We start from the raw sequence: 7,932 nt of genomic DNA on the forward strand, positions 1-7,932 counted from the left end.
CAAAATTCAATGCCCCAATCAATAAAATAATCACTAACAATAACACGGCAAAGAGGCCAGTATCTGTCCGCAAAGTGCCACTTGAAATTGCCATTTGCTTTTTCTTGGCTAAATTAGCCCCTAGATATACCATCGCCAGCAGCGGGACAAAACGGGTGCAGCCCATTAACACCGTGCCAACCACGTTGACCATCGGCTGATCGCCATTGAACCCAGCAAACGACGAGCCGTTATTATTACCCATTGATGAAAATCCATACAAAATTTCTGAGAACCCATGCGCCCCAGTATTCGTCAAGCTTGATCGGATACCCGGTCAACTCACGGCAATTCCCGTGCCAACCAAAGTTAACACTGGCGGCAATAAAATGGCTAACGCAACCATTTTCATATCATAGGCCGCAATTTTTTTGCCTAAATATTCTGGTGTGCGCCCAACCATTAAACCACTGATAAACACGGTTAGTAGCACAAAGCTTAACATGCCATATAAACCAGAACCAACACCGCCAAATACAATTTCACCGAGTTGCATGAGTAACATGGGAATCAGCCCACCTAACGGGGTAAAACTATCCAATGACGCGTTCACTGACCCGTTAGAAACGGCGGTCGATAATGTATTCCATAACGCTGACTGCCTGATACCGTTGACAACATTTTTCCCTTCCAATGCCGTTGATCCGGCCACACCCGTAACGTGCTGGCCAAGATATAACTCAGACAACGTAGTACCAATCACTGCCAACTCTAAGAGGCCAAGCATCACAGCATAGATCACCATCGCCTGTCGACGGCCGACCATTTGACCAAACATGACAACCAGGGCAGCGGGTAAGAGAACAATCGCCACACTCTCACATAAATTACTCAAGCCTGTGGGATTATGAAATAATGCGGCTGCATTGGCACCAAAGAAGCCACCACCGTTACTCCCTAACAATGAAATCGCAAATTGGCTGGAAGCTGGTCCGGATGGCAATAAGATGCCTTGCACGGCATGATTGGGGGCAAAATTCTGTACGGCCCCTTGGCTCACCATCAGTAACGTTAAGACTATGCTCAGTGGTACCAGGACATATAAGGTGAATCGAGTGATATCCACCCAAAAATTGCCAACCGGTTGGCTTTCCTGGCGGGAAAACCCGCGCATAACCGCCAGTAATGCAGCCACACCAACGGCTGCTGAGGCAAAATTTTGCGTGGTCAACACGGCAAATTGTGACAAGTAGGACATAGCGGTTTCCCCACTATAAGCCTGCCAATCCGTATTGGTGACAAAACTCATAGCCGTATTCAAAGCCAAATCCCAAGGCACGTTATGGACATGATTGGGGTTAAACGGTAACCATTGCTAGGTCATTAACACGCCCATCACAACGAATAAACTCATGAGACTAAACACCACAATTGCCAGCACAAATTGACGACCCGACATTTCAGCGGGTGTGTCTTGGTAGCCGAGGATACGATAAATGCGTTTTTCCACTGGTTTTAAAACCGCGCTCAACCACACCTTTTTCCCCGCCATCACCGCAGCAATATAGCGCCCGACGGGGATGGAGAGCCCCACAATAAGGCCAATAATCATCACATCTCGCCACCAAATCATGATTACATTAAAATGTAAAATAAATAAACAACCAAGCCAACAACGACCAGCCCGCCTAAAAACGTTAACAGCATGGCGCAGTGCCTCCTTTTTTTGATAACGCTATCTTAACAACTATGATGTTAAAACGGTGTTAACAATTAAAAAAGTGGTTATCACAAATTGAATAGAAAAAAAGCTATTGCAACAAGGCTGCAATAGCTTTTTCTTATTTCACACCGTGTGCCACATCGGCATGATACATATAGGCACGTGTCATTGGCAAATTCGTCCCTGATGGGCCTTTTGTTAACAAATATTGAACAACATCAATGTTCCCTGACTCAAATGAGGCGGCGCAGGCTTGCAAGTACAAATCCCACATACGGTAGAAACGTTCGCCGTATTGGGCAACGACTGCCGCTCGCACGTCATGAAAATTCTGTGTCCAAATTTCAAGCGTCTTTTGATAGTGACGACGGAGTGGTTCCAAATCGTCCACTTGTAGGGCCGTCTGCATAATATGCGTCAAATTTTCAGCAAGGTTTGGAATATAACCACCTGGGAAAATATATTTGTTAATCCATTCATCCACACCAGCACCTTCATGTTGGCCAGTAATACCATGAATTAACGCTGTCCCATTTGGCACCAGACGATCACTCACTTGGGCAAGGTATTCGCCAAGATTTTCCTTACCGACATGTTCAAACATCCCCACCGAAGTGACATGGTCATAGGTCTTTTCAATTTCCCGATAATCATTTAAATAGACAGATACTTGATCAGTCAAACCTTCTGCCACAATCTTTTCCGTAACAAAATCATATTGTTGTTGGCTCAATGTTACCCCTGTTGCTTTTAAGCCATATTCCTTAGCGGCAGTGAAAATCAAAGTGCCCCAACCACAACCGATATCCAGTAACGTTTCGCCTGGTTGGGCATGCAACTTATCTAAAATATGATGGACCTTATTCCACTGCGCCTGTTCCAACGTATCTTCTTCACTAGCAAAGTAAGCACAAGAATACGTCAACGTTGGATCAAGCCACATTGCGTAAAAGTCATTGCCAATATCGTAGTGGCTTTGCACATCGACTTTACTCATTTTTTCTGAGTGTGAGCGCTTAGGCAAAAACTTTTTAAACTTCGCGTGGTTTAAAAAGCTATCCTTAGCTTGATAAACAGCCGTAATCAATTGCTGTAAATCACCCTGTATCTCAATAATACCGTCCATATACGCCTCACCAAAAGTGAGCGAGGCGTGTGCCATAATGTCCTTAACCGGAATCACTTCATGGATTATAATTTTAGCTATTGGGTCCCCCTCCCCATAACGCACGCATTCACCATCCCAAAATTCAACTTCGATTGGCGCATTAAAACTCGCCTTGAAAACTTGCTTATAAATGGTTTTGTCTAACATGTTATCCCCCTTGCTTTATACCCTGTATTTTAGAAAAAGACGTCCCAAAAGTCAAACAAAAATGACGAGCGTTTATCATCATTTAATTTATTTATTGCTGACAAAAAAGGGACGTCTTCACGCCCCTTTCGGTAATATACCCTACTTTAAAACATTTGCGCCCGCCTGGTTCATCACCGTTGCTTGTACTTGATTTGTTGGCGTTAAATTGGCTGGTGTCGTTGGTTGCCAAGTTAGCGGTGCTGTATGACTCAGTTTTGATGCACTGACATTTACCCCGTTAAATTGAGTGCCAACATCTGCTAGCTGTGTCCCCTTGAGCTTGCTAATAATGTCTGACGCTGACGCATTCGCAATATTAAGCACATTGTTTTGCGCAGCAATTTGTGCGTTCTTACCCAATCCCCACGCGTACTTAAATTTGTACGTGCTGGTCCCATCATTTTGATACAGATTGTTCACGACTTGGACCTCGCCATAGCGCACCCGCGGTGTCCGTTGAACAGTATTTTCAAACAAATTATGGGTGACCGTCACATGAAGTTTGCCGGCATCTGTTTTTTTAGTATCACTGTTGCCAATCAACATGGTTTTATCATGGTTTCGATAAATATTGTCTGAGACCGTAATATTGTCAGCCCCATTAGTTAAATCAGTGTCACCATCATGATGTTGGTATTCGCGACCAAAGTACGTCCCATTTTGTGCATCTGGATGGGTGCCATCATCAAAGGTATTGTGGTCTAACCAAACATTACGCGCACCTTGCACTGAAATGGCATGATATTGTGAATTCCAGTTACCAGTGTCTTCATCCGTTGGATCCCATTGGGGGAAATCATCATACGGTGTTTCAAAATAAAGATTACGCACAATCACATTGTCCTGTTGGATCACCAGATTACCCCCAATGAGTTGCGCACCAGGTTCCCCAATAATCGTCGTATTTGCCGGCACTTTCACGACAACTTGCGCGGCTTGATTTTGTTGTGCCTTTACTCGATCAGCTTCCTGCACACCACTGACTTTTTTCTTACCCCAAGTACTTGGCGCGTAAGCAGCTAAATAGCTATTAAAGTTATAGCCGGTGCCTTTAGCATAATCAGCTGCAGTGAGCGTCTGGCCTTGTGCATTGACGTTCATGTCAATTTTACCCGACACATAAATGATCTTTGGTGTGGCATTATGCTCACCGCCCAACGCTTTTAACAAAGACGCACGGTCAGTAACCGTGTAGGTATGTGCTGCTGTGGCTTGGCTGCCGCCAGTGGTATTGCCCCCAAATCCACCAACTGTGCTGGCTGTTTGCACTGCGTAGCCAGACATGTCAGCGTGCACCTGACGAAGACCAGCTGTTACCGATAAGGCCAGCATCCCCGTCATCACTGTTGCTGAAAACAACTTAGCGCGCTCGGTTTTTGCCATGATTTTTCTCCTGTTTCGTTTACCTGAGAAAAAAATTCTAAACGTAATACTTTTGACACACCAACATTGTACGCTAAAAATTGACCCCCTGCACGTTTTTTTCAACCATGACACACAATCTTTATATTCTTTACAAAAAAAGATCATCAAATCATGATGATCTTGGTTGTTTTCCTGTTTGTTAACACTAGTTAGGCGTTTGCTTCTTCTTGCGCCACCTTTGCCATAGCTGCTTGTGCTAAAAGATTCAAGTAATTGAATGGGCGATCGAACCATGGTTGGAAAAGCATATCCACAACGGCGAGATCAGCCAAAGTCATCTGATTTTGAATGGCAATTGAAGCGGCATTAGCTGATTGAGAAATATCATATTTACTCTGAAGTTGCACACCTAGAATCCGCTTTGTTTGACGTTCCCAAGTGATGGTCATCAATACCGGTTCCGTTGATGACATAAACTCTGGTCGGAAATTATCAGTCATTGTCAAACTATCAGCATCAATGCCAGATGCTTTAGCGTGGGCCTCAGTCAGACCAGAAGAAGCCATGTTCAAATCATAAAGCTTAAGCCCTGATGTTGCTTGGGTGCCCATATATTTTAGCGTTGGTTCCACCAGGTTGTAGCCAATGAGTGTCCCTTGACGCACGGCATTTGTGGCCAAAGGAATATAGTCATGGTCTCCTGTTGGATTATAGTGCACTGCAACTGAATCACCGGCAGCAAAAACATCAGGGTGACTAGTTTGCATATAGTCATTGACGATTAAAGCGCCATTTGGCAACATATCTAATTGTCCAGTAAATAATTGTGTGTTAGGTCGGAAGCCAACAGACATAATGACTAAGTCAGCTGGATAGTCACCTTGATCTGTTTTCACAACAACAGCATCCGGCGTATTCTCAAAACTTTGTACCAGTTGACCGGTTGCGACCGTCACGCCATGTGATGCAAATAAATCGGCCACATTTTGTGTGAATTCAGCATCAAAATAACGATTCAAAACCGTTGGTTGATTATCAATTAAGGTTACTTCCCGTCCCTTCACATTGAAAGCTTCCACAAGTTCAGTACCAATATACCCCCCACCAACGACAACAACGCGTTGAATTTTTGGATCATTGGCATAATCAAGCAATGCTTTAGCATGTGTGTAATTTTTTGACAACACAATGCGGTCATCTTCAATACCTGGAATTGGTGGTACCACTGGCCATGAACCCGTCGTGGCGACTAATTTATCGTACGTCACCGTCGACACTGCGTCAGTCGTTAAATCTTTGACAGTAATTGTTTTATTTTTTGTATCCACATGTGTCACTTCATGTTTCATGTGAATATTAGCACCTAAATCGCTTAAAATTTCTGGGGATGAGTAAAAGAGATCGTCAATGTTTTTAACTTCACCCTGCACTGATAAAGCAATGCCGCATGATAAGAAAGACACATTATCATTCTTCTCATAAACATCGATTTCAGATTCTGGATGATGACTTTTGATTGATTTGATGGCGGCTGTTCCTGCGTGGGTTGAGCCAATAATAACAATTTTCATGTGTATCCTCCATAAGAACTTTCCGTTCTTGATAGTTTTATTGTATAATCAAATTACCTCAAAATAATTGACTTAGGTCAAGAAAGCGTGAAAAATGTCACATTCAGAATTTAATTGCGTGAAAGCGGCCCCTATTTTTTCACAATTATCCGATGATATCATCACCCAGCTCGTTAACATTTCTGTCCATCAAAAAAGTTACCCCGCTGGTAGCTATATCTACGAACCTGATGATGATTTATCTGCCCTTATTTTAGTTGATTCTGGGCAAGTCGATATTTTTAATATTAACGACAGTGGTCAAGAACTCCTGTTGTATTCTTTGCATGCTCACCAAATGGATATTGAAGCGGCTCTTTTTACCGATACACGGCATCATCATTTTGCACGGGCCAAGGTCGATTCTCAAATTTGCATGATTCGTCGTGCTGATTTCCAGAAATTATTGCAACAAAATACGAGCCTCGCGATTCAAATGCTTAATACCTACGGTGAGCGTTTAACAACGCTAGAACAGCGTCAAATCAGTTTGTCCTTACAAAACGCTGACGAACGGTTGTTACAGTATTTTCAAGACATGGCTGCAGCAAAACAAACCAAAACTTTTCAATTAACCGTGACCAAAAAAGAACTCGCGGCCTCCTTACAAATTGCACCCGAAACATTGAGCCGACTACTCAAAAAGTTAACGCGCAACGGTGTGATTATGTTAAACAAGCGCGAGGTTACTTTGTTATAAACAAAAAAGCAACGATCGGAATCGTTGCTTTTTCTTATTTTTCCCAAACAAATTGGCCATCAAACATCGTGGCAACATTCTCAACGATCAATAATTGATCAGCTGGTGTGGTCAATAAATTCTGGCTGACAATGGCTAAATCAGCGAAATAGCCAGGTGCAATACGACCGACATTTTGTTGTTGGTTGGCTTGCGCTGCATGCAGCGTATGCGCTGTTATTGCTTGCCCAATCGTTACACCTTGGTCAAAGCCAAGGCCAACCCCAGCTTTATTGGCTAACGTCCGTCGCGTCACAGCTTGGAAAATCGTTTGCAAAGGTGTTTGGCCAATCACCACCGGCGCATCAGTACTGAAGGCAAGTGTGGCCCCGTGTGCAAGAAAATCACGGAATGTAAACATCCATGGTAAACGATGGTAACCAACTTCTTTCCACAAGAGTTCATAACCAATCAGTGCGTGACTAGGTTGCACGGATAAAATCGCCTTGGTGCGTTGTAGACGTGGTAAATCAGCTGGATTGAAGACCTCTAAGTGTTCAATGACATTACGCTTGCCAGCTGACAAAGGCGCTGTCTTTTCTGCTTCTTCAAAGGCCATTAACGTTTCGCGAATGGCACGATCGCCAATCGCATGGACACGAATTGGTAAATCCAAAGCATTAGAGCGGGCAATTAACGCATGCAGGGTCTCGTCAGGTAACATTGGTGCACCCTTTTCACCGGAACCTGGCGTATACTCATCCACCATGTAAGCGGTTTGTGTACTGGTCACCCCATCGTAAAATTGCTTAGTCCCAGCAATTTGGACGCGATCGGTGTTCTCAAAATCAGCTAACAGTGCTTGCAAACGTGTTTCGTCTTGCCGCATCCCTGGGAATAAGGCTGCGCGTACCGTCATGTCATCTTCAATCGCCTTAAATAACTGTTCATTCACGAGATCTTGTTCAGCACGGCCAGAAACGGCCAAAACCCCAACACTCGTCACCCCTTGTTGGTTTAATTCGCGAAAATAGTTTAAATAAGTTTCCGGCATACTCTCAACCAGTGTTTCCAACACTTGGTTTAAAATATGCGTGGCAATACCTTCTGTGAAAAAGCCTGTCATCTGACCTGATTCATCACGGAAAATTTCACCACCTGCAACAGCCAAATCTTCTTCAGAAACATGAATATTTGCTAATGCGGCACTATTCAGCCA

The 7,932-nt window shown here is 43.7% G+C and carries 5 protein-coding genes and 1 pseudogene; 1 reads left to right on the plus strand and 5 read right to left on the minus strand.

The genetic code is table 11. The features are described 5' to 3' along the window. The 4 genes and pseudogenes from kdpA to ACW12G_RS05350 all read right to left on the minus strand — a co-directional run. A pseudogene (gene kdpA / locus ACW12G_RS05335) lies at nt 1-1,612 on the minus strand (potassium-transporting ATPase subunit KdpA); the annotation flags it as partial. Between the two features lie 208 nt (nt 1,613-1,820). Continuing rightward, nucleotides 1,821-3,017 (minus strand): class I SAM-dependent methyltransferase, encoded by a 1,197-nt coding sequence (locus ACW12G_RS05340; protein ID WP_455647445.1) that lies wholly within the window; start codon nt 3,015-3,017, stop codon nt 1,821-1,823. A 141-nt stretch (nt 3,018-3,158) separates the two neighbouring features. Beyond that, complete coding sequence (locus ACW12G_RS05345) at nt 3,159-4,442, minus strand: pectate lyase family protein (protein WP_455647446.1); 1,284 nt, start codon at nt 4,440-4,442, stop codon at nt 3,159-3,161. A gap of 191 nt (nt 4,443-4,633) precedes the next feature. Beyond that, the gene (locus ACW12G_RS05350) at nt 4,634-5,995 is read right to left on the minus strand and encodes an FAD-dependent oxidoreductase (RefSeq protein WP_455647447.1); all 1,362 of its coding nucleotides are present in this window, start codon (nt 5,993-5,995) and stop codon (nt 4,634-4,636) included. Between the two features lie 94 nt (nt 5,996-6,089). Between ACW12G_RS05350 and ACW12G_RS05355 the strand changes: the two genes are divergently transcribed. Continuing rightward, the gene (locus ACW12G_RS05355; RefSeq protein ID WP_029510194.1) at nt 6,090-6,734 is read left to right on the plus strand and encodes a Crp/Fnr family transcriptional regulator; all 645 of its coding nucleotides are present in this window, start codon (nt 6,090-6,092) and stop codon (nt 6,732-6,734) included. Nucleotides 6,735-6,768: 34 nt separating this feature from the next. On the opposite strand, the gene ACW12G_RS05360 is transcribed toward ACW12G_RS05355, so the two are convergent. Further along, the coding region (locus ACW12G_RS05360; RefSeq protein ID WP_455647448.1) for an amidohydrolase at nt 6,769-7,932 on the minus strand (1,164 nt) is incomplete at its 5' end.

The organism is Leuconostoc sp., assembly GCF_965300815.1.